Below are 21546 nucleotides of genomic sequence, written 5' to 3'. Positions count from 1 at the left end.
TTTAATCACTGGGGCCTTACCATTTGCAGTAAACTGAAATCTACTTATTAGAGTGTAATGCTATTCGATTACCTTCGGTATCCATGAAAAATGCCATGTGTCCAATTTCGGGTCCGATTTCAGTTTTAGGCATTACCACTTTGCCTCCGGCAGCTTCAATTTTTCCAAGGGGTACGGCTAAGTCGGGATTTGCATTCAGATAAACTACAACCCCATCAGCGCTCGGTTTGTGCATATCTCCTTTTACCAAAGCTCCTCCTACTTTTCCATTCATGCCATCTGCCGGGAACATGGCCATTTGCATACCCATCATGTCCATGGTTTCAAGCTGAATTCCAAAGATGGTTTCATAGAATTTTTTGGCTCTCTCCATATCGCTTACCGATATTTCAAACCAATTAAGAGCATTTGTGCCGTCCATAGTTTTTTGTTTTAGAAGATGAATACAATTGATTTTAGTTGGTTTAATTTAATCAATGTTGAGTGATTTATAGTTTTGATTTTCAATCAGTTTTGTAACAATGTTGTCGTGTTTGGTAATTGCTGAAGGCGGCTACATTATAGGTAAATATGGCCAACTGCTTATCCCGGGTAAATTTCTAGCTAGACTTTTATAAGGAAAGGACTGGTTTTAAAATATGCTGTCCATTTCATTTTAAGAGTAAATTTTAATTTAATATCATATAACTATCTTCATGTATTAATTAATTACTATCTATTTATGAAAAGAATTTTCGGTTTAGTTTTTAGCGCTTTTCTGTTTATCGCTTGTGGTAGAGATGAAGGAATTAACGCAGAAATTTCTACTCAAACAGTTTCCTTCGATACCGAACAAAATTCATCTTTAATGTTTCAAGATGACGAATCGGAGGAAGCGATGACTGCAGAATCCAGAATTTACAGTATTGCACAGGTTATACGAATAAAACCATTGGATGAAAAAAACATTGAAGTGGCCAATTTCGCACCATTCGATATCGAAAATGCCACCATATTAGCCACAATTGAAGGTAGCACACAGGTAAAACTATTTAAAATTAAAAAAATAAGAGCCCATGCTAAGCAAACCATGAAGTACCCATTTGTGAATGGAACTATTCTTTTTTTAGATACAAAGGATAAAATAGTGAATCTCTCTCTGTATAAAACAACTGGTGTAGATCCTGATAAAATATCATTTGATTTTACAGGAGATAACGAAACCATACTCAAACTCAAAAAACTCAACAAACTTAAATGGACGATAAAATATCATGATTTTGACCCTAATAATGACCCAAATGATAATTGGGAACAGGATTTAACTGCTAAAGACATTCGTCGTTTTTCCGGACTTATGCTTAATCTGGGAATCGTCCTCGTTTCTGATGATTTTAAACAAGAGTTTTTAAAGGAACAAATTATAGGTAATGATGGAACTAAGGTTTTAACAATGGCTGAAAAAGAGAAAGTGTATAATGACATTCTCAGCCATGAACGTTTTAATTGTGGTAAATGCACTAACGCATCCGGTTTAGGTGGTGGTTATACGTTAGGATATGCAGAACATGTTTTACATGATTATATAACTATAGATGCAAGTTTTATTACCGCGCATGAAATAGGCCATTGTGTTGATTTTAATCATAATTCAAATATGACCTATCCAAAAACAATAAATGGTGTTGAAACAGGATTTTGTTCTGTAATGGCAAGAATCTCTCAAAAATTTTTCGACAAAGGTTTGTTTGTTGTAACATCCAAAAACTATTACAAACCTACCGATTTTCAATAAAATCAAGCGTATTAGTAATTGGAAGGAAAAAATATAGAGGCTTAAAAAAAATCCTCCGCTAATGCGGAGGATTCGGGATAAAGTGCGGAAGAAGGGACTCGAACCCCCACGCCGTGAAGCGCCAGATCCTAAGTCTGGTGCGGCTACCAATTACGCCACTTCCGCTTTTAGGATTGCAAATAGAAATTTGCAATCAATTTGCTTAAGTCAAAGCAAGACAACTTTAATTAATCTTGTGCCCAGGGGGGGACTCGAACCCCCAAGGGTATTCCCAACGGCTTCTGAGACCGCAACGTTTACCAATTTCGCCACCTGGGCTTTTATTCCATTGGAATAAAAATTGTGGAATGTGCGCGGGATGAGATTCGAACTCACACGCCCGTTGGGCGCCACCCCCTCAAGATGGTGCGTCTACCAATTTCGCCACCCGCGCTCGTGTTGGGGCTGCAAATATAAACGCAAATTCCAAATAAGGAAAAGAAAATTATTAATTCTGAAAGACGCGAGCGTAAGGTATTGTTAATCAGTGTGCTATTGAAAAAAAAGATGGAGAATGAAAAAAACATTTTCCATCTTAAATCGTTCCGTTTCTATCTTTAAAGCATAGAAAGTATTTCTTCACTCATCGGTTTCACTTTCGAAGGGTAGAATTTCACCAATTCGCCTTTTTCATTGATGAGGTATTTGCAGAAATTCCAGGTAGGTTCCTGGTCGTTCCAACCGTTTTTACTTTTGTCGGTTAACCACTTATAAACCTCGTTTTTGTCATCGCCTTTAACGGATGACTTTTCAAACAACTGAAAAGTTACGCCGTAGTTTTTCTGACAAAAACCGGAGATTTCTTTATTAGTGCCGGGTTCTTGTCCTCCGAAATTATTCGCAGGGAAGCCTAGTACAACCACTTTGTTGCCATATTCCTTATTCAATTTCTCCAGATCGGCATATTGAGGAGTATAACCGCATTCAGAAGCAGTGTTCACAATCAGAAGTTTTTTGCCTTTGAACGATTTAAAGTTGATCACTTTACCCTCAATAGAGGTAAACTTAAGGTCATAAAAACTGGCAGTTGCCTGAATATGTCCCGGGTTTGATACCGTAGAGCCCATACAACCTGAAAAAAGAAAAGTCATTAAAATGAGGAGTGTTTCCATTGTTCGCTTTTATTTGATTGAACAAAATTACAAAAACAGTCTGCTTTTATTTTAGTTTTGTACCTTGGGTGAAAAAAACATTTTACACATGAAGAGAATAGCTTTAATTCTGTTTGTATTTTTGACTTATTCATTGTCGACCTTTGCACAAACAAGCGCAGATGCTATTGTAGGTGTTTGGTTTAATAAAGACAAAGACGCTAAGATTCAGATTTATAAGAAAGGGAATGAGTTTTTTGGTAAGATAGTTTGGTTGTTGCATCCAAAGGATGACGAGGGTCAGGATAAAAGAGATAAAGAGAATCCGGATGATCAGCTGAAAAAGCGTCAGATTTTTGGATTTGAAATCTTACATGATTTCAAATATAATGCTGACGATAAGCAATGGGATAGTGGGAAAATCTACGATCCTAAAAGCGGAAAAACCTATAGTTGTAAAATTTCAATTAAAGATAAAGGCAGCATTAATGTGCGGGGTTTTGTAGGTATTTCATTGATTGGCCGTACAGACGTTTGGACTAGAGCTACTATTTAAAAAACATTTAACAGGGGGTTAAGGGCATCATATTTGACAGGATAGGTATTAAATGTTGAAAAAGAGTTATTTTAAAATCGCATCATTAATTGTATTCATGATAGTGAATACAGTTTCATTAAAGGCTTTTGCACAGCAAAACAAAGCTGTACAACCCGTTGTGAAGGCCAAGCCGGCCACCACAACTGTTAAACCTGTGGCTAAAACTTCCAAGGCTACAGTGTCAAAATCTTCAGGTTTGCTTGATTCCATTACTGCGTCTAAGTATTCAAAAACAGGATTGCCGCAGAAAAAATCATCTGACTCCTTATCTAAAACGGATTCCGATTTAAAAAAATCAAGTAAGGCAACAACTCCAACCGGCGCTAAAGCTGCTGCTTCTGATTCCTTGGTGGCGCGTACTGAAGGGGGCGGTCCTACAACCGTTAAAAGTGCTCAAAGCGTAACCGGTAAATCGGTATCGGCAAAAAAAGGAACGGGGAAAATCGACCCTAAATTTGTTACGAAAAAGGATGAAAAACCTAAAGCAACTCCTAAGCTTCCCACCAACATCATTACTAAAAATGCTGTAGGGGTGTTAAAGTTGGGAACTGATATTGACACTATTAAAAAGCTTTATCCCAAAGAGCGTGTGTATCGTGTTTATATTTACGATCAGAATACCAAGTATTTGCAATATCAAGTAATGGCAAGTGATAAAGTTACGCCTTTCTTAAACATTACCCAGGATTGTGTAACTGATTCAGTTTGTTTGATTAAACAAATAATGGTGAAGCATCCTTATTTTAAAACAGACCGGGATATCAAGGTAGGGAATACTTTGGATGATTTATTTCTTGCTTACGGCTACCTGGGCTCGAGATGGGAAGAAGAAAATCTTATTGTGAGCAATGAAGAAGGATTAGATTTTATTATGGATACTTCGCAAATTCCTAAGCGCTGGTACAAGAAAATGAACCTGGATCGTTTACCATTACCTACCAAAATTATTGGTATTCAAATTTCAATCGTAGAATAAGCCTTTATGCTTTAGAAAAGAGATCGTTGGCCTTTGCCTGAAATTTTATTTTCGTGCTGCAGTAACCATTTCTTGCGCCATAATCCTGCAGAGAAACCGGTAAGGCTACCATCATTTCCGACTACCCGATGGCAGGGTACAATTACGATTATATTGTTTTTACCATTGGCGGCGCCAACTGCACGTATTGCCAATCGATTATTTAAGCGCTCGGATAGCTGTAAGTAAGAAATGGTTTCTCCATAGGGAATCTTTGTGAGCTGGTCCCAAACGGATAGCTGAAAGGTTGTTCCTGATTGTGAAATCGGAAGCTCAAAGTTTAGTCGATTTCCTGTAAAATATTCATCCAATTGTACAAGAGCGAGCTTAACTACAGCTGAATTGCCTGAATTTTCTCCAGCTTCTTCTCTAAAAAGAGTACTATGAATGTACTCATCGTCTCCCGAAATTTGAATGATACCAATAGGCGAATGATAATATGCTTGAGTAAGATTCATTAGTTAGTTTCTGAAAACTACTATATTATTACTATTTTTTTGAAAGATTTTATCTTGAAGTTCAATTATACTTCAATTTCCATTTTAATATCGCAACGTTCATACTTGCCGGGTTCAACCGGTACTTCAATAAAGCCCAGTTTACGATATAAACTGATAGCGGGTACAAGTTTTCTGTTTGAATAAAGTATAACTTTTCGGGCTTTCAGGTCTCTGGCTTTCTGTAAAATGGCTTCCCCCAATTTTAAGCCTATTTTAAAGCCTTGATAATTTTCATCAACCGCCATTTTTGTCATCTCCAATGAATGTTCGTCGATACGTTTTAATGCAACCGTACCAACTATTTTGCCATCGTATTGAGCCATGATAATAAGGCCGCCATGATCATAAATGTGTTCTTTGGGATGTTCAAGTACAGCCTTGTCGATGGGTTCTAAATGAAAATATTTAACAATCCATGATTTGTTCAACGCTTCGAAATGCGGTTGGTGCTCAGGTTGATAATCGATTATTTTAACACGCGACTCCATGGTTTTAAGTCCTTTGAAGTTTGTTGCCTCTGTTTACAAGATAAACGCCACCAATAATTATGATGGCCGCAATGCCAATGGATTCATTTAATTTTTCATTGAGAATAAGCCAGCCCAGTATTAATGCCACAATAGGATTGATGTATGCATATAAAGAAACTATCGTTGCCGGAAGTTTTGATAAGGCATAGCTGAAACAACCGAAAGCAAGTAATGAACCGAAAATGATCAAATAAGCCAAGGCTGATATTCCTTTTAAATCAAATTTAAGCATACTGTAATCATCAACAAAGGGGCTGATGAATGCAAGAACCAATCCTCCTGATAATATTTGAATGCCTGAAGCCAAAAAAGGATGCATACGTTTGCTGAAGTTGTTCTTGGCAATGATGGTTCCAAGTGACCAGCAAAAACTGGCTATGACAATGATAATAATACCCCAAAGATAATGAGGGTCTTTAAGTTCTGCCAGATGATCACGGAATACAATTGTTAGTCCCAGAAAGCCAAGAATACTTCCAGTTATAATTTGCCAGTTTACTTTTTCTTTCCCAGTGGAAGCTAAATTAATGAGAATGACCCAAATCGGAACCATGGAACAGATCAAGGTAGCCAAACCACTTCCTACGTATTTTACTGCATAAGCCACCACGCCATTTGCAAAAACAATCATAAATAACCCTATCAGTATTTGCGTTTTTACATCAGTCCATTTGGGGATGTATTTGTTGCGTAAATAAAATGTAGAACAAAAAATGATGCCCGCAATGATATGCCGCATTGCTGCGAACATAAAAGAAGGGATAGAATGAATGCCTATGCGTGTAGCTAAAAAAGTTGTGCCCCAAATAAAGCAAACAATAGCCAGCGCACAATAGGCCTTTGCATTGGTACTCATGAACGATATTATGTGTGGAATTTTAAAGGGGGCAAAGGTAGGTATTATATTGAAAGATAGAGGATGGGATGTGTAAAATGGATGATAAAAGAAAAGGATATATGAAAAATAATATTGAAACAGTACTTTTATATATTCATACGATTTATTGAAGTGGATGGAAAGTTAAAGTTGTATAAGTTTTTAAACAGAATTTATAATGGATAGAGAGAAGGTTCATAAAGAATATACAAATGGGGAGGTGACAGTTGTTTGGCAATCAGGCAAGTGTGTTCATTCTGCAATTTGTTTTCATGGCTTGCCGAGTGTTTTCGACCCCCGGAAAAAGCCTTGGGTCACACCCGAAGGAGCTGATACAAAAACTATAGTGGAACAAGTGAAAAGATGTCCATCAGGAGCGCTTTCGTATTATATGAATGCCAAAAGCACCTAAAAAAAAGGAACTAAACAATAAAAAGTAAACTATTTACGTTTTGTTGCCGATCTCAACTAACAAAGCTTATGGTGACGATACTCATAAAAGATTGAGATTGAAGAAAGATTATGTATAATACAATGCAAAGCACATGAAAAAGTTAGCACTAATTACCACTATTGTCTTTTTGTCATTTGTAGCAAAAAGTCAAATCTTACAACCTGTAAAATGGAGTTATTCTGCAAAGAAAACAGGCAAATCTGAAGCGATAGTTTATGTGAAAGCCACCATCGAAAAAGGTTGGCATTTATACTCACAGAATCTGAAAAGCGACGACGGTCCGATAAAAACAACATTTACCTTTCCTCCTTCAAAAGACTATTCATTAGTAGGGAAAACCCTTGAGCCACAAGCGATCAATCGTTATGAGGAAACTTTTAAAATGAATGTTGCTTTTTTTGAAAACAGCGTTGTTTTTCAACAAAAAGTTAAACTTAACTCAAACACAGCCGTTGTTAAGGGCAAAGTAGAATTCATGACCTGTAATGATAAACAATGCTTGCCTCCTGATGAAATCGAGTTCAGTGTGCCTGTCAAGTAATACTGACCAAAAGTTAGTTTCAAAGCCCGGTAAGCAGATGATGCAGCCGGGCTTTTGTTTTTTACGCTCTCTTCCTGTAATTCAAAATCGCCCATGTATTAAATACGATAGCGAACCCTAATATGGCTATTAAGTGTGGTTTTACGTCGTTAAATTCACTCCCTTTTAATACTACCATTCGCATCACCTGAATAAAATAACTCAGTGGATTAAACTTGGCAATCCATTGCGCCCAGTTCGGCATACTTTCAACAGGAGTATAAAGCCCACTCATAAGATTGAAGATCATTACAAAGAAAAAGGTGATCGACATGGCTTGTTGTTGGGTATCGGAATAGGTGGAGATGAGTAATCCCAAGCCCAGAACGGCCAGCAGATAAACGGCTAAAAATCCGTAGAGTAAGCTTATGTTTCCAATTGGAATAATATGGTAAACAAAGCGTGCTATTAATAAACCAAGTGTAAATACCACCATGCCGATTACCCAAAACGGAATGAGTTTCCCAAGGATAAAATGATGTTTTTTGATCGGCGTTACGTTAATCTGCTCAATGGTTCCTATTTCTTTTTCTTTAACAATATTGAGCGAACACATCATGCCTCCAATCATGGTAACAAGCATCACTAAAATTCCAGGTACCATAAATATTTGGTAATTCATTAATGGGTTATACCAATTAGATGAAGCGATTTCTATTAAGGGAGCTGTATTGAACCTGCTTGGTTGTACCCATTGCAAACGAATCTCATTGTTATAGTTGTTAATGATATTGGCCAAATATCCGCCGCCAAGCAATGCTTTTGTGCCATTGATGGCGTTTACCGCTACAAAGAGTTTCTGTTCGTTTTCACGCACTAAATTACGCTCAAAATGTGCAGGGATTTCCAGTATGATATCTGCTTTGTCTTCTTCTATTTGATGATAAGCCTCTTTAAAAGAACTATTATAACTTGTTAGTTTGAAGTAGCCCGAAGAAGTGATTTTGGAAATCATCTTTTGCGAATAGGCCGAATGATCATTGTCGACCACGGCAAGCGAAATATTTTTTACCTCATAATTGGCCGCTAGAGGAAGTATTAATAATTGTATACAAGGAGATATAAGAATAGAACGCAGCAAGGTTTTATTACGGAATATCTGCCGAAATTCTTTTTGAAGTAAAAATTTTATAGTGCGCATGTTAAGATGATTACACCTATGAGGTATAGATTACACTGATTTGCGTTTAGTTTCTTTTGTCTTTTTCACTTGCTTTTTTGCTTTCCACTGCTCATCATTCTAATCTGATTTTAAACTTCTTCAAACTAATAATGAGTAGAAAAACAGTCATACCCACAAGAATGAGTGTTTCTTTCCAGATCGCGCCGAAACCGGACCCTTTTATCATGATGTCCTTTACGATGATGTAAAACCATTTGGACGGAACAACATTTGAAATGATCTGCAAAGGCAATGGCATGTTCTCAATCGGAAACATAAAACCGCTGAGTAGCAATGTAGGTAACATGGTTGCCATGAGTGATCCAAACATAGCCGATTGTTGCGATTGGGAAACGATAGAAATTAATAGCCCGATCGCCAGCGAAGTAATGATGAATAGTAAACTTACCGCATAAAGTAACAGGATACTCCCTTTTATGGGCAGATGTAGAAAAATCCAACTGAGTAAAAGGATGGATGTAACGTTTACTAGTGATATGATCAGGTACGGAACAAATTTCGACAGAATAACCATTAACGGCTTGAATGGTGAAACCAACAAAATTTCCATGGTTCCCAATTCTTTTTCTTTTACGATTGAAATGGCGGTCATCATTACGCAAACCAGCATCATGATCATGGCCATCATCCCCGGAATAAAAGTGTGCTCACCTTTCAATTGCGGGTTGTATAACATTCTTATTTCAGGCACAATGCGATAGGGCAGAACAACATTTTTAACCATTTGTTGTTGGTAATCTCCAATAATTGATGATATATAATTTGTTAAGGTAACCGCTGTATTCAGATCGGAAGCATCGGCAATGACCTGTATTTGAGCTTTGTTGGTGTGTAATAAGTTCTTGTTGAAGTTCTCTGGAAAAATAACTGCCATTTTGATTTTACCTTCTTTAAAGGCTGCTTCAATTTGATCATGGCTCATCAATGATTTTTCAATATCGAAGTACCTGCTTGCATCAATTTTGTCGATGATTTGTTTGCTGACGATGTCTTTTGAATAATCAGCAACTACAATTTTGGCATTTTTAATTTCAGTAGTTAACGCGAAGCCAAAAAGCACGATCTGAGCAATTGGAAGCCCGAAGAGCATGAGCAAGGTTTTCCGGTCACGAAAAACATGATAAAACTCTTTTCTAACGAATATGAATAGTTGTTTCATTAATATAATATTGAGTATTGAGTAGAGAGATAGCTTGGCTTGTTATTCCATCATACTCTCATTCAATTTTTATTCATTCCTCTTTGCTCCGCGGGCCAATTGATAAAACACATCGTCCATCGAGTTTGCCGAAAACTGTTTCTTCAAGTTGGAAGGAGTATCTAAAGCCTCAATCCGACCATCAACCATTATCGAAATACGGTTACAGTACTCGGCTTCATCCATGTAATGTGTGGTTACAAATACAGTTAAACCTTTGTCAGATGCATCGTAAATTAAATCCCAGAACTGACGGCGGGTAACCGGGTCAACACCACCGGTTGGTTCATCCAGAAAAACGATTTTAGGTTGATGTATTACAGCCACCGAAAAGGAAAGTTTTTGTTTCCAGCCCAAAGGAAGTTCGCTTACCAGTTTTTTGGCTTCGTTTTGCAAGCCTAATTGGTCCAGTAAATTATTGCTTTTGGCTTTAATTTCTTTATCGGATAAGCCATATATGCCGGCGTAAAAGCGTATGTTTTCTATCACCGTAAGATCTTCGTAGAGAGAAAACTTTTGACTCATGTAACCGATATTCTGTTTAATTTTTTCGGTTTGTTTATAGATGTCGAAGCCGGCGATTGTCGCTTTTCCCGAAGATGGAAGCGATAATCCGCAAAGCATACGCATCGCTGTAGTTTTACCCGCTCCATTCGCTCCCAAAAAGCCGAATATTTCTCCCGGATATACCTCAAAAGTAAGCTCATCGGCCGCAGTAAAACTACCAAAGCGTTTAGTCAGTAATTCAGTTTTTATAACCGGTTGTTGCATGTTATTGCTTTAATAATTGGATGAAACAATCTTCAATTGAAGGTTCTATTGTTTTTAACTCCAAATTAGTATGTCCATTATGTTTTAAATAACTTAATAGTGCGTTGGTATGATCAATGTGATCTTTTTTAAAAGTGATATGCAAATATTCACCGAATGCAAAACAGCTTTCTGTGAACTCGTAATTTCGAAGCTCAATAAGCAATTTGTGCATTGAGGAAGACCGGATCGCATATAATTTACCATCGTATGCTTTGGTAATGTTTGCTGGTGTGTCAATCGATAAAATTTTACCCGATTGCATTAGGGCAATTCTGTCGCACAGATTAGCTTCGTCCATATAAGGGGTTGAAACCAAAATGGTAATGCCTTGCTCTTTTAAGCGTTTAAGCATCTGCCAAAACTCCTTTCGAGAAACCGTATCGACACCGGTTGTAGGCTCGTCTAAAAACAATACCGATGGTTTATGTATTAAAGCACAACTTAGGGCCAGCTTTTGTTTCATCCCACCTGAAAGTTTGCCTGCTCTACGCGTTTTGAAAGGCTCTATTTGAACATAAATGTCTTTAATAAGCTCGTAGTTTTCATGAATGGTAGTGCCAAAAATGGAGGCAAAAAAATTCAGGTTTTCTTCAACCGTTAAATCCTGATAAAGAGAGAACTTTCCGGGCATATAACCCACTTTCTTGCGAATGGTTTTGAAATCTTTTACGATGTCCAATCCATCAACTGTAGCAGTTCCGCTATCGGCAAGGAGCAAAGTGGTGAGCAGTCGGAAAATGGTGCTTTTGCCTGCGCCATCCGGTCCGATTAAACCAAACAGTTCCCCTTTTTCTACCTCAAACGACAGATTATCTACGGCGAGTACTGTCCCTTTATTGTAGGTCTTGGTAATGTTATTTAATGTAACAGCTTTCATTTAATTGATTTCGGGTTACGCGTTTTTGAATTACGGCATTATATAGCTTCATTTAATTTACTTTAACCCGTAACTGGCAACCAACAACTCGTAATTATATTTTATTTACCACGCATTTAAAATTGCACTTCACCGTACATTCCTATTTTTAATGAGCCATCATTTTTTACCCTGATTTTAGTTGCATAAACCAAATTTGCTCGTTCTTCTTTAGTTTGAATGGTTTTAGGCGTGAATTCAGCTTTATCGCTTATCCAGGTAATGATTCCTTCATGTTCCTGGTATTTATCTGCGCCGTCGTCAACCATAACTCTTACTTTCTGATTCAATTTAATTTGAGACAGTTGAGTTCCGGTAATGTAAGCACGTAAAAACAAAGAGGATATATCGGCAATTTTATAAAGCGGCTTGCCCGGAGTGGCCATTTCATTGGGCTCCACATATTTTGTAAGCACAGTTCCTGTAATTGGATTTATAATTCTCGATTTTGCCAATTGATCATTTATTTGTTCAATTTGAATTTTAAGCGGATTAGTTTGTTGAGAAATACTTTCAGTAGTAATGTTCAATGACGATTTTTGTGCGGCTATTTGTTTTTTCAACACGTCGACCTGAGCGTTGATATCATCAACCTGTTTCTGAGTCGTTGCATCCGCTTTTAATAAGTTGCTAAAGCGTTGTTGATCTCTCTCAGCTGCTTTCAGTTGTGCTTCAAGGGAAGCAAGCTGTGCTGAAATATTTGGTTTTTGGCTTAAAGTAGATTCGATTTGCGACTCCAGTTGTTTTTTCTTCAGATACAGCTGTAAACTATCAATATAGCCAACAACTTGCCCGGCTTGTAATGTTTGACCTTCTTCAACATTGAATTGTTGAATTGTTCCTGCTACCTCCGCGGAAATAATAGTTTCTTCTGTTTCAAAAGCACCTGACGCGTCGAAGTCGTTTTGTTTTTTCTGACAAGATGCTACGACTAACGCGCTAAGAGCTATGATAAAAGCTGATTTCATTGTATATAAATTTGTTAATACGCTACTTGATATGGTTTAGTTAGTTGGTTTCAACATGGTTTTAATCCACATTGGAATTAATTTTTTGCGTTCTTCCATCAACGCCAGGAATTGTTTTTGATCCAAACCCGATCGCGCTTGAATAATCGGTTTTCCAATAAAAGGGAATACTGTTAAGCCGACAAAATTGAGGAGTAAGTGTATTGGACTGATAGAAGAATTAATTTCTCCTTTTTCCATTGCAGCTTTAAATTGTTTTAGGAAATAAGAATTGGTTATAATGGAGTTGGCTTCTAATTTTTCTAAAAGCAAGTCGGGTTTTTCTCTTACTACATTAAAAATGAATGAGGGCAGATTAGGTTGTTCAGCCAGCATATCAATGTAGGTTGAAGTTAATTCTTCAAACTTAGTCTCAATTGAAGTATCCTCTTTGTTTAATATGCCAAAGATTCCTTTGATGAAGTTTTGGATATTTTCAACCATAATCATTTCAAACAACTTCTCCTTACTTCTGAAGTAATAATTCAGCAAAGCCAGGTTAATGCCTGCTTCCGTTGCAATATCTCTGGTTTTTACAGCCGCATATCCTTTTTGAGTAAATAGTTTGCGCGCTGCCTCCTTGATTTTCTCTTCTGCGGAAATGTCAGTGGTCATAGGAATTTTTTACTCATTAAATTATTCCGATTGAAATTTTGCACAAAGATAAGACTTCGATTTTTGTTTTAGTCAAACAATTTAATCATTTGATTAATATAGTTTTTGCTTGAATAAAATGTAAGTTGTTGTTAATGAAGTTGATATGTTTTTTTATTAATTTTAGTATACAGGTAAATCATATAACAGCTACTAATGAAAAATCGGATTTTCACTAAGTAGTTGCTGTTTTTTCTGGATTTTACAAAAATCTATAACAATGAAAAGTTCAAAACTCTTATTGGTAGCAGCTACTACTTTATTTTGTTTGACAAGCAGGGCCCAGCAAAAACCAAATATCGTCGTTATCTGGGGTGATGATATCGGCTACTGGAATATTAGCGCCTACAACCTGGGCATGATGGGCTATAAGACACCAAATATTGATCGCATCGCCAAAGAAGGGGCTCTCTTTACCGACTGGTATGGTCAGCAGAGTTGCACAGCCGGTCGTGCGTGCTTTATCACCGGTCAATCGGGCTTCCGCACCGGGCTGCTTAAGGTTGGCTTGCCTGGAGCCAAGGAGGGATTGCAAGCCCGTGACGTCACGCTCGCCGAGCTACTTAAGGGGCAGGGATACATGACTGCCCAATTCGGCAAGAACCACCTGGGTGACGCCGATGCAACATTACCGACCATGCATGGTTTTGACGAATTTTACGGCTCGTTGTATCACCTCAATGCCGAACAGGAACCAGAGAATCCGGATTACTTTAAAGACCCGGAGATGAAAAAGAAATATGGCACTCGCGGTGTGATACACTCATGGGCGAATCCCGATGGGACACAGAAGATCGAACTTACCGGTCCGCTCAACACTGAGCGCATGAAGACTGTGGATGAAGAATTTACCAAAGCCACGCTCGACTACCTAGATAAGCGCAAAGCTGATGGCAAGCCCTTCTTCCTCTGGTGGAACTCCACCCGTATGCACATCTTCACGCATCTGAAGAAAGAATCCGAGGGCAAGACAGGCTTGGGTGTTGAGGCCGACGGCATGGTTGAGCACGACGCAATGGTCGGCCAAATCCTTGACAAACTCAAGGAACTTGGCATGGATGAGAATACAATCGTTATGTATGCGACTGACAATGGAGCGGAGGAGTTTTCTTGGCCTGATGGCGGTACAACACCTTTCCGAGGAGAGAAGAATACAAACTGGGAAGGTGGCTACCGCGTGCCATGCGCCATTCGCTGGCCCGGTGTCATTAAACCGGGTAGCATTGACAACAACATTTACTCTCACGAAGATATGATACCAACATTGTTGGCCGCCGTTGGGGTGGCTGATGTGAAGGAGCAACTCCTGAAAGGCATGAAGGTTGATAACAAGACGTTCAAGGTGCACCTCGATGGCTATAATCTTTTGCCCTTCTGGACCGGAAAGACGGACAAATCGCCTCGTCACGAGTTCTTCTATTGGAACGATGACGGCTCGCTGGTGGCGCTGCGTTACGACAATTGGAAGATCGTCTTTCGGGAGCAGCGTTCTGAAGGCTTCGATGTCTGGCAAGATCCCTTTGTGACACTTCGCCTACCCAAGATCTATAACCTGCGCAGTGATCCTTTCGAAAAGGCTGATCTCGTCTCAATCAATTATTCAAAATGGCGAATTGACCGGCTCTTCCTGCTGGTACCGGCGCAGGAATATGTAGCCAAATACATCGCGACTTTCAAGGAGTTTCCGCCGAGCCAGAAAGCGGGCAGCTTCTCGCTCGATCAAGTGCTGATTAAGCTAACTGAAGCTCAAACCAGTGGGCAGTAAGTTCACGGGGGAAACGTTGGTTCGCTATCCTTTTCTTTTTCATACAGAAAGCAATGAAGTTTAGTTTTGGACTGTTAACTCTATTCATCTTAACTACTTCCTGTAATGCTCCAACGGATAAAGTAGGTAAAGCTTCAGTGAATGATAGTGTAAAAAATAGCAATGCACTCCAGTCTTGGAATGATGGGAAAACAAAACAATCCATTATCAGCTACGTTGACGACGTTACCAATAAACAAAGCAAAAACTTTATTTCCGTTGCTGACCGCATTGTTGTATTTGATAATGACGGTACATTGTGGTCTGAAAAGCCTGTTTATTTTCAACTCTTTTTTGCTATAGATCGGGTAAAATCGATGGCTGCTGATCACCCTGAATGGAAAGATAAGCAACCTTTTAAAGCAGTTTTAGAGAACGATATGCAAACTCTTATAAAACAAGGCGAAAAAGGAGTGTTTGAATTAGTAATGGCAACCCATACAGGAATTACCACGGATGAATTTGAAAAGATAGTAAAGGATTGGATGGCATCAGCTCAGCATCCGATAAAAAAGAGGCCTTATACCGATTTGGTATTCCAGCCCATGCTGGAGCTCCTCGATTATTTAAGGGCCCACGACTTTAAAATATTCATTGTTTCGGGCGGTGGTATTGAATTTATGAGGCCTTGGTCAGAAAAGGTTTATGGAATTTCCGAAAACCAAGTTATTGGAAGCAGCATTCAAACAGAATACGATTACAATGAGGGGAAGCCTGTATTAAAACGGTTGGCCAAGATAGATTTTATTGATGACAAAGTTGGGAAACCTGTTGGTATTAATAGATACATAGGCCGTAAACCCGTTTTTGCTGTCGGTAATTCTGATGGTGATTTGCAGATGTTGCAGTGGACCGCTTCGAATAAGCTAAAAAACTTGGAGATATACATTCATCATACTGATTCTATAAGAGAATGGGCCTACGATCGAAAATCATCAGTAGGTAAACTCGATAAAGGCCTTGATGAGGCCAAAGCAAATGGATGGATTTTGGTGGACATGAAGAACGACTGGAAGGTTATTTATCCTTTTGAAAAGTAACAAAGGGCATATAAGGATTGGAAATTTTGATTCTGGAAAACAGAGGAGAGGCATTTGGTGTGAGGAGAGAACCTTTTACAGAGCTCCGAGGAATCTGTTGAACCTGGGTACAGCCTGAACAACTATCGTTTTTATGTAGAATGATAACACTTTGATCTATTCATTACTTCAATATTTTTCATTTGATTATTATATTTTTAATAGTTAACTTATTGATTATTAGTTTATTGAGATTTATAGACTATGAAAAAACATCTACTCTTACTAGTTTTTCTAATCAATACCATCTCTTCATTTGCACAAGATGATTCGAGCAAAGTAAAGTTTGAGATTTACGGATTTGCGATGACCGATATGGGTTATGATTTTAAGCAAATTAATCCTAATTACTTTGATGTTTTACGGGTTACAAGGCTTCCGTCTTATAAGGACCAGTTTGCCCCGGATGGAAAAGTGTTTTTTAGTGTTCGACAAACGCGCTTCGGTGTGAGGGGGAGCACGTCAACACCTGTCGGTGAGCTGAAAACTCAATTTGAATTTAACATGTTTGGGGCAGGTGTTGATGAAGGGCAAACTACACTACGCCTTAGGCATGCATACGGTGAATTGGGCAGATGGTTAGTTGGGCAAACCAATTCTCCATTTGTAGACATTGATGTATATCCAAACATTGTTGAGTTCTGGGGACCTACAGGAATGGTAATATTCCGTAACATACAGTTAAGGTTTGCTCCTCTTCAGGGGGCCAATGAAGTGTTCATTGCTTTGGAACGTCCTGGTGCCAGTGGCGATCAGGGGATTTATGAAGACCGTATCGAATTGGATAGTATCAGAAGTCATCTTACTCTTCCTGATTTTTCAGCGCATTACAAGAGAACCGGCAATTGGGGGCATGTTCAGTTGGCCGGTATGTTACGGTCAATTAAATGGAAAGACATACATACCACTGGCGGATATGATAACAGTGGCAGTGTGGTGGGTTGGGGAGTAAATTTCAGTACTGTGCTCAACTTGGGTATAAATGATCTTTTTAGAGGATCATTTGCTTATGGAGAAGGCGTGGAGAACTATATGAATGACGCTCCCGTTGATGTTGGTGTTATAAGTAATCCCGGAAATACAACCAAGCCATTTGACGGTGAGGCTTTACCTGTTACGGGTATTGTAGCGTTTTTTGAGCATAAATGGAATGATAAGTTTAGCACTAGCATCGGTTATTCAAGTACTCATATAGAGAATTCTGTGGGGGGATCGCCTGATGCCTACAAGAACGGGCAATATGCGATTGCAAACGTTGTAAGTACTCCTTTTAAAAATATGCTGGTTGCTGCTGAATTACAATGGGGCAAACGCGAAAACTTCAGCGATGGTTTTAGCTCTGAAGATGTAAAACTACAATTCTCATTTAAGTACAATTTTTCGCATACCTTTTATGTTGGCAAAAAATAAAAATCTTGAATATGAGGTATTAAATGAGTTTTAGAAGGTAGAATTAGCGTTGATGAACTCAATCCTCAAAAAGTTAAGCCTGTTGCTAATGCTCGGAATAACACTTACACAGGATAAGGAACAATGGCAGGACTATTTTTTCAAGAATTGACATATTATTCAAAATCAATTTTTCTGTTATGATCTGGCTTCAACTGCTTGTATTACTTGTAATGATTCTGATCGGTTCGAGGCTGAAGGGAATAGCACTTGGATTGATGGGCGTAGTCGGCGTATTTATTTATGTAACATTTTTCGGAATGCGTCCGGCTGACCCGCCGGGCGATATCATGTTAATTATCATTTGTGTGGTAACTCTTTCAGCCACACTTGAAGCTGCAGGAGGGCTGGATTATCTCGTTAGCGTTGCAGAGAAGATTATTCGCCGCCACCCAAGCCGAATCACGATCATAGCTCCGATTGTGTCATTTGTGCTTTGTCTTTTTGCGGGAACATCGCATGTGATTTATTCATTGTTGCCCATTATTGCTGACGTGTCCGTAAAAAACCACATTCGTCCTGAGCGACCATTAAGTGCATCTGTGATTGCTTGTCATGCAGCGCTTACCGGAAGTCCGATGGCTGCATGTACCGCCGCCTTTGGGGCAATTCTTGCCTATCCTGGTGCAGCGGCAAACATCATGTTTGTTTGCATTCCTTCCTGTTTCATTGGTTCACTGGCAGCTGCGTTTGTAATGATGAAATATGGAAAGGATCTGGATAAGGATCCTGAATTTCTTGAAAAGATGAAAGATCCTGAATTCGCTGCAACCATCAACGAGCTTTCAAAAGAAGTAACCCTCAACGAAGCACAAGCAAAGAAAGCAAAACAGGCAGTGATCATTTTTGGCGTAACAATTTTATTGATCGTGTTGAGTGGCACATTTCCTCAAATAATACCCGATACAGCAGCAGGTAGCGTCAATTTTCATGTAAATGCCGATGGAACCTTGAAAATGGTTACGGTAATAGAAACGATTGCATTATCTGCCGCTGCCCTTATGCTAATTGTTACCAGAACAAATGCTGCAAAAATTACAAAAGCAAGTTTGTTCAACTCCATGTCGAGTGCATTGGTTTCTGTGTTTGGTGTTGTATGGATGGCCGCAACATTCATGGATGCAAACAAGCAAATTATTGCTGATTCGTTAGGTAAGATCACTGCAGCATATCCGTGGTCATTTACTGTTGCAATTTTTGTAATGGGAGTTTTGATGTTCAGCCAGGGGGCAACTACAAAAGCCATGATGCCGCTTGGCTTGGCGCTGGGTTTGCCAGCAGCTTCATTAATTGCGATGTTTCCTGCAGTAAACAGTTTCTTTTTGATTCCTGGTTATCCTACGCTTCTTGCTGCCATCAACATGGATAAAACAGGAACAACAAAAGTTGGAAGCTTCGTTGTCAATCATAGTTTTCTCTTACCTGGGCTTGTCGCAACGATTGTTTCCATCGGAGTTGGTTTTCTCTTAAGTAGTCTTATTTAAGGATAAATCTATAATACAGGTATAATCGTATGGTTCGTTTTACAGCATTCAGAATTAAGTGCCATGGTGTTATTTTGATGCTGTGTTTGCCTGTTTTAGTATTTGCACAAAGTGCAAGTGAAAAAGAAATAAATCATCAATCTCAAGTTTGGGTAAGTATAAATAATACCTTTCGTATCAATGAACATTGGGGCGCCTTAGCTGATTTTCATATCCGTAGGAATGATTTTTTAGCTGACCCTAGTTTTTATTTCATTCGAGGGGCTGCCAATTATTGGATCAAAGATAACATAACTGCTGCGCTCGGTTACGGGCATATGTGGTTAGCTCCAACGCAGGAAGACTGGCATACATTTGCGAATGAAAACCGGATTTACCAGCAGTTTCAGGTGAATTCTAAATTTGGCAGATCTTTTATACTTCAGAGGCTAAGAAATGAGCAAAGATGGCAACAGAAAATTGTGGATGATCAACGAACAGACGATTATAAGTTTACTGACCGGGTTCGTTATCTGTTTAGCTATACTTACACGATCTTTCAAAATAAATATTTACCATCATTGGTAGTGGCTGATGAAATATTGATTCAATTCGGAAAAGAAGTTGTTTACAATGCCTTTGAACAGAACCGAATTTTTTTCGGAGTTAAGCAAAATATTAGGTCCAGTCTGAGTTTTGATTTTGGATATATGAATGTTTACCAACAGAAATCTTCCGGTTATCAATACGATATGAATCACACCTTGCGGTTGTTTTTTTATTACAATGCCGGTTGGCGTAGAGTGAATAAACAACCTTTTATTGAGTCTGGGGGAGAGTAGTATATGCTTAAACTCAATTCGGGAATTAAGTATGGAATGATTCCCGAAACGTCTATTTTAAAAGCGAATGTTCAAGATTTGGCAGCTCAATAAAATCAATAAGAACTCTCCCAAAATCAATCCTGAATTTCCCCTCCTTAAGCTGGGTTACAACTAGTGAAAAGATAAGACTAGTGTGTGGCGCACATCTCTTCTCCATTTAATCTTAATACAATTTTTTTTTTAAGCTCAAAAAAGATTGGTGATGAAGGTTGTTAAACTGCTTTTTTTGCTAAATAAGCATGTACGCTGGTTTTAAATCGAGAATAATGAAAGGTGTAAGATATTCATTACAGATAGATTTGTAAAATTCGGAACGATGTTATTTAACCTACAAATAAATACGGGTTTACTTTTATTTAAAAAAATAAATATTTCAAATTCGTGTAACATTTTGATTGTCAGCTCGTAATAAGCTTCGTAAAACTTAGTTGTTCAAAACTTGATATTGACAAGTAAAGATTTTTAAATAGGATAAAAATTAAAAACTTAATTGGGAGAAAATGCGAGGATGCAAAAGATAGAAAAGTAATTTTATTGAGCTGTCAATATTTAATATTCTCAGTCTGAGAATAATTCCACCCAAAATTTCATGAGAATTAAAAATCAGTTCTGAAAAGAGCTGGGGTGCTAATGGCTTGCTATTTACATTAACTAAAAGATAAAAAAAATTATTATTTATTAAATTCATGAATTTACAATAATGAAGACGAATACAGGAATTTCAAAATTGGCTAAACAAAATCACAAAAAAGCATTATCATTAGCTTTTGCCGCAATCATTGCAGGGGCTGGCATGATTACCTCTTGTAAAAAAGAAGATTCAATGCCTACACCTTCAACAGCTGTTCAGGAAGTAAATACAACATCAGCACTGGAAGTAACTTCCACAACTACAGCTGCCACTACTTCAAGTACTTCCGATTTTAGAATCGATCTTGGATCTACTGCTAGTGCTGGCAACTACAATAAAGCAAGTATTGGCGTATCATCACCGGTAGCACTTAAAGATTTTGTTACCGGAGCAACCACAGGTGTTAAAATTGCCACTACTGCAGCGTTCAAAGGTGCTTACAACAACTCTACTACTTATCCTTCAGCGCTGGGTATTCCTCAAGCTGTAGCTTCAGATTTGTATTACAATGGATCAGGTGCTACTTCAGCGTTGGAACTTTCTGGCCTAAACACTGCAACAGCGTATAATTTGAGCTTCTTTTCATCAAGAATGGATTACAATGGTTCGTTAGAAACCCAATTCAAAGTAATTGGTGCTACTACTCAAACTGTAGTGTTAGAAGCTGCAAACAATACTTCTAAAATTGTTACCGTTTCAGGTATTAAGCCAAATTCTTCTGGTAAAATCCTTATTCAGGTTTCAAAAGGCTCTAAAAACAGCAATTCATCTGGTAACTACTGGTTAAACTATCTAAGAGTGACAGGAACAACCACTACTTCTACAGATCCAGCACCAGCACCAGCACCAGCACCAGCACCAGCACCGGTTCCAGATCCAACTCCTGCACCAGCACCAGCTCCAGCTCCAGCACCAACTGCTAATTACACTGTTTCTAATTACACTGATCTTGTCGCTGCTCTTAGTAAAGCAACCTCGGGTCAAGTGGTATATATTACGGATAATGT

General features: G+C 38.4%; 22 protein-coding genes and 3 tRNA genes. 11 read left to right on the top strand and 14 right to left on the bottom strand.

The genetic code is table 11. The features are described from left to right. Positions 1–40: 40 nt before the first annotated feature. Positions 41–421 (bottom strand): VOC family protein, encoded by a 381-nt coding sequence (locus FN756_RS11835; RefSeq protein WP_142604326.1) that lies wholly within the window; start codon positions 419–421, stop codon positions 41–43. 300 nt (positions 422–721) lie between these two features. Here FN756_RS11835 and FN756_RS11830 point away from each other — a divergent pair, with 300 nt between their 5' ends. After that, on the top strand, positions 722–1774 hold the full coding sequence (locus tag FN756_RS11830) for a hypothetical protein (protein ID WP_142604325.1): 1053 nt from the start codon (positions 722–724) through the stop codon (positions 1772–1774). A gap of 83 nt (positions 1775–1857) precedes the next feature. Here the strand turns inward: FN756_RS11830 and FN756_RS11825 are convergent. The 4 genes from FN756_RS11825 to FN756_RS11810 form a co-directional block, all read right to left on the bottom strand. Next, positions 1858–1939 (bottom strand) — tRNA-Leu (locus FN756_RS11825). A 71-nt stretch (positions 1940–2010) separates the two neighbouring features. Beyond that, a tRNA-Leu gene (locus FN756_RS11820) sits at positions 2011–2092 on the bottom strand. 32 nt (positions 2093–2124) lie between these two features. Further along, positions 2125–2207: transfer RNA gene (locus FN756_RS11815), tRNA-Leu, on the bottom strand. 163 nt (positions 2208–2370) lie between these two features. Continuing rightward, a complete protein-coding gene (locus tag FN756_RS11810; protein ID WP_142604324.1) occupies positions 2371–2925 on the bottom strand; it encodes a glutathione peroxidase in 555 nt (184 codons plus the stop codon). 88 nt (positions 2926–3013) lie between these two features. Between FN756_RS11810 and FN756_RS11805 the strand changes: the two genes are divergently transcribed. Further along, a complete protein-coding gene (locus FN756_RS11805; RefSeq protein WP_142604323.1) occupies positions 3014–3460 on the top strand; it encodes a DUF2147 domain-containing protein in 447 nt (148 codons plus the stop codon). A gap of 97 nt (positions 3461–3557) precedes the next feature. Then, positions 3558–4478 carry a hypothetical protein gene (locus FN756_RS11800; protein ID WP_142604322.1) on the top strand — a complete coding sequence of 307 codons (921 nt, stop codon included), beginning with the start codon at positions 3558–3560 and terminating at the stop codon, positions 4476–4478. Between the two features lie 11 nt (positions 4479–4489). Here FN756_RS11800 and FN756_RS11795 read toward each other — a convergent pair whose 3' ends face one another. From FN756_RS11795 to FN756_RS11785, 3 genes are all read right to left on the bottom strand, one after another. Continuing rightward, complete coding sequence (locus FN756_RS11795; protein WP_142604321.1) at positions 4490–4975, bottom strand: methylated-DNA--[protein]-cysteine S-methyltransferase; 486 nt, start codon at positions 4973–4975, stop codon at positions 4490–4492. 65 nt (positions 4976–5040) lie between these two features. Next, positions 5041–5505: a GNAT family N-acetyltransferase gene (locus FN756_RS11790; protein WP_142604320.1), complete on the bottom strand. Its 465-nt coding sequence runs from the start codon at positions 5503–5505 to the stop codon at positions 5041–5043. 4 nt (positions 5506–5509) lie between these two features. Next, entirely contained in the window at positions 5510–6403 is an 894-nt protein-coding gene (locus FN756_RS11785) for a DMT family transporter (protein ID WP_142604319.1), read from the bottom strand. Positions 6404–6602: 199 nt separating this feature from the next. Between FN756_RS11785 and FN756_RS11780 the strand changes: the two genes are divergently transcribed. Both FN756_RS11780 and FN756_RS11775 read left to right on the top strand, forming a co-directional pair. After that, on the top strand, positions 6603–6836 hold the full coding sequence (locus tag FN756_RS11780; RefSeq protein WP_142604318.1) for a (4Fe-4S)-binding protein: 234 nt from the start codon (positions 6603–6605) through the stop codon (positions 6834–6836). Positions 6837–6969: 133 nt separating this feature from the next. After that, positions 6970–7419 carry a protein-disulfide reductase DsbD domain-containing protein gene (locus tag FN756_RS11775; RefSeq protein WP_142604317.1) on the top strand — a complete coding sequence of 150 codons (450 nt, stop codon included), beginning with the start codon at positions 6970–6972 and terminating at the stop codon, positions 7417–7419. 61 nt (positions 7420–7480) lie between these two features. Here FN756_RS11775 and FN756_RS11770 read toward each other — a convergent pair whose 3' ends face one another. From FN756_RS11770 to FN756_RS11745, 6 genes are all read right to left on the bottom strand, one after another. Beyond that, positions 7481–8599 carry an ABC transporter permease gene (locus tag FN756_RS11770; protein WP_142604316.1) on the bottom strand — a complete coding sequence of 373 codons (1119 nt, stop codon included), beginning with the start codon at positions 8597–8599 and terminating at the stop codon, positions 7481–7483. A gap of 94 nt (positions 8600–8693) precedes the next feature. Further along, on the bottom strand, positions 8694–9800 hold the full coding sequence (locus FN756_RS11765; RefSeq protein ID WP_142604315.1) for an ABC transporter permease: 1107 nt from the start codon (positions 9798–9800) through the stop codon (positions 8694–8696). A gap of 69 nt (positions 9801–9869) precedes the next feature. Next, entirely contained in the window at positions 9870–10610 is a 741-nt protein-coding gene (locus FN756_RS11760; RefSeq protein ID WP_142604314.1) for an ABC transporter ATP-binding protein, read from the bottom strand. Position 10611: 1 nt separating this feature from the next. After that, a complete protein-coding gene (locus FN756_RS11755) occupies positions 10612–11529 on the bottom strand; it encodes an ABC transporter ATP-binding protein (protein ID WP_142604313.1) in 918 nt (305 codons plus the stop codon). A 116-nt stretch (positions 11530–11645) separates the two neighbouring features. Then, the gene (locus tag FN756_RS11750; RefSeq protein ID WP_142604312.1) at positions 11646–12536 is read right to left on the bottom strand and encodes an HlyD family secretion protein; all 891 of its coding nucleotides are present in this window, start codon (positions 12534–12536) and stop codon (positions 11646–11648) included. Positions 12537–12572: 36 nt separating this feature from the next. Then, positions 12573–13190: a TetR/AcrR family transcriptional regulator gene (locus FN756_RS11745; protein ID WP_142604311.1), complete on the bottom strand. Its 618-nt coding sequence runs from the start codon at positions 13188–13190 to the stop codon at positions 12573–12575. 259 nt (positions 13191–13449) lie between these two features. On the opposite strand from FN756_RS11745, the gene FN756_RS11740 reads away from it, so the two are divergent. From FN756_RS11740 to FN756_RS11715, 6 genes are all read left to right on the top strand, one after another. Beyond that, positions 13450–14994, top strand: a complete 1545-nt coding sequence (locus tag FN756_RS11740) for an arylsulfatase (protein WP_142604310.1) — start codon at positions 13450–13452, stop codon at positions 14992–14994. 53 nt (positions 14995–15047) lie between these two features. Continuing rightward, a complete protein-coding gene (locus tag FN756_RS11735; protein ID WP_142604309.1) occupies positions 15048–16073 on the top strand; it encodes an HAD family hydrolase in 1026 nt (341 codons plus the stop codon). 243 nt (positions 16074–16316) lie between these two features. Continuing rightward, positions 16317–17522, top strand: coding sequence for a DcaP family trimeric outer membrane transporter (locus tag FN756_RS11730; RefSeq protein ID WP_142604308.1), 1206 nt, complete (start codon positions 16317–16319; stop codon positions 17520–17522). Positions 17523–17701: 179 nt separating this feature from the next. Continuing rightward, on the top strand, positions 17702–19045 hold the full coding sequence (locus FN756_RS11725) for an anaerobic C4-dicarboxylate transporter (protein ID WP_142604307.1): 1344 nt from the start codon (positions 17702–17704) through the stop codon (positions 19043–19045). A 29-nt stretch (positions 19046–19074) separates the two neighbouring features. Next, positions 19075–19866, top strand: coding sequence for a DUF2490 domain-containing protein (locus FN756_RS11720; RefSeq protein ID WP_142604306.1), 792 nt, complete (start codon positions 19075–19077; stop codon positions 19864–19866). A gap of 742 nt (positions 19867–20608) precedes the next feature. Continuing rightward, a partial coding sequence (locus FN756_RS11715) for a hypothetical protein (protein WP_185955269.1) occupies positions 20609–21546 on the top strand: 938 nt, incomplete at its 3' end.

It is taken from the genome of Solitalea koreensis, from assembly GCF_900182575.1.
GTDB lineage: Bacteria > Bacteroidota > Bacteroidia > Sphingobacteriales > Sphingobacteriaceae > Solitalea > Solitalea koreensis.
Note: the sequence above shows the minus strand (reverse complement) of the source record. Positions and strands in the feature narration are given on the sequence as shown.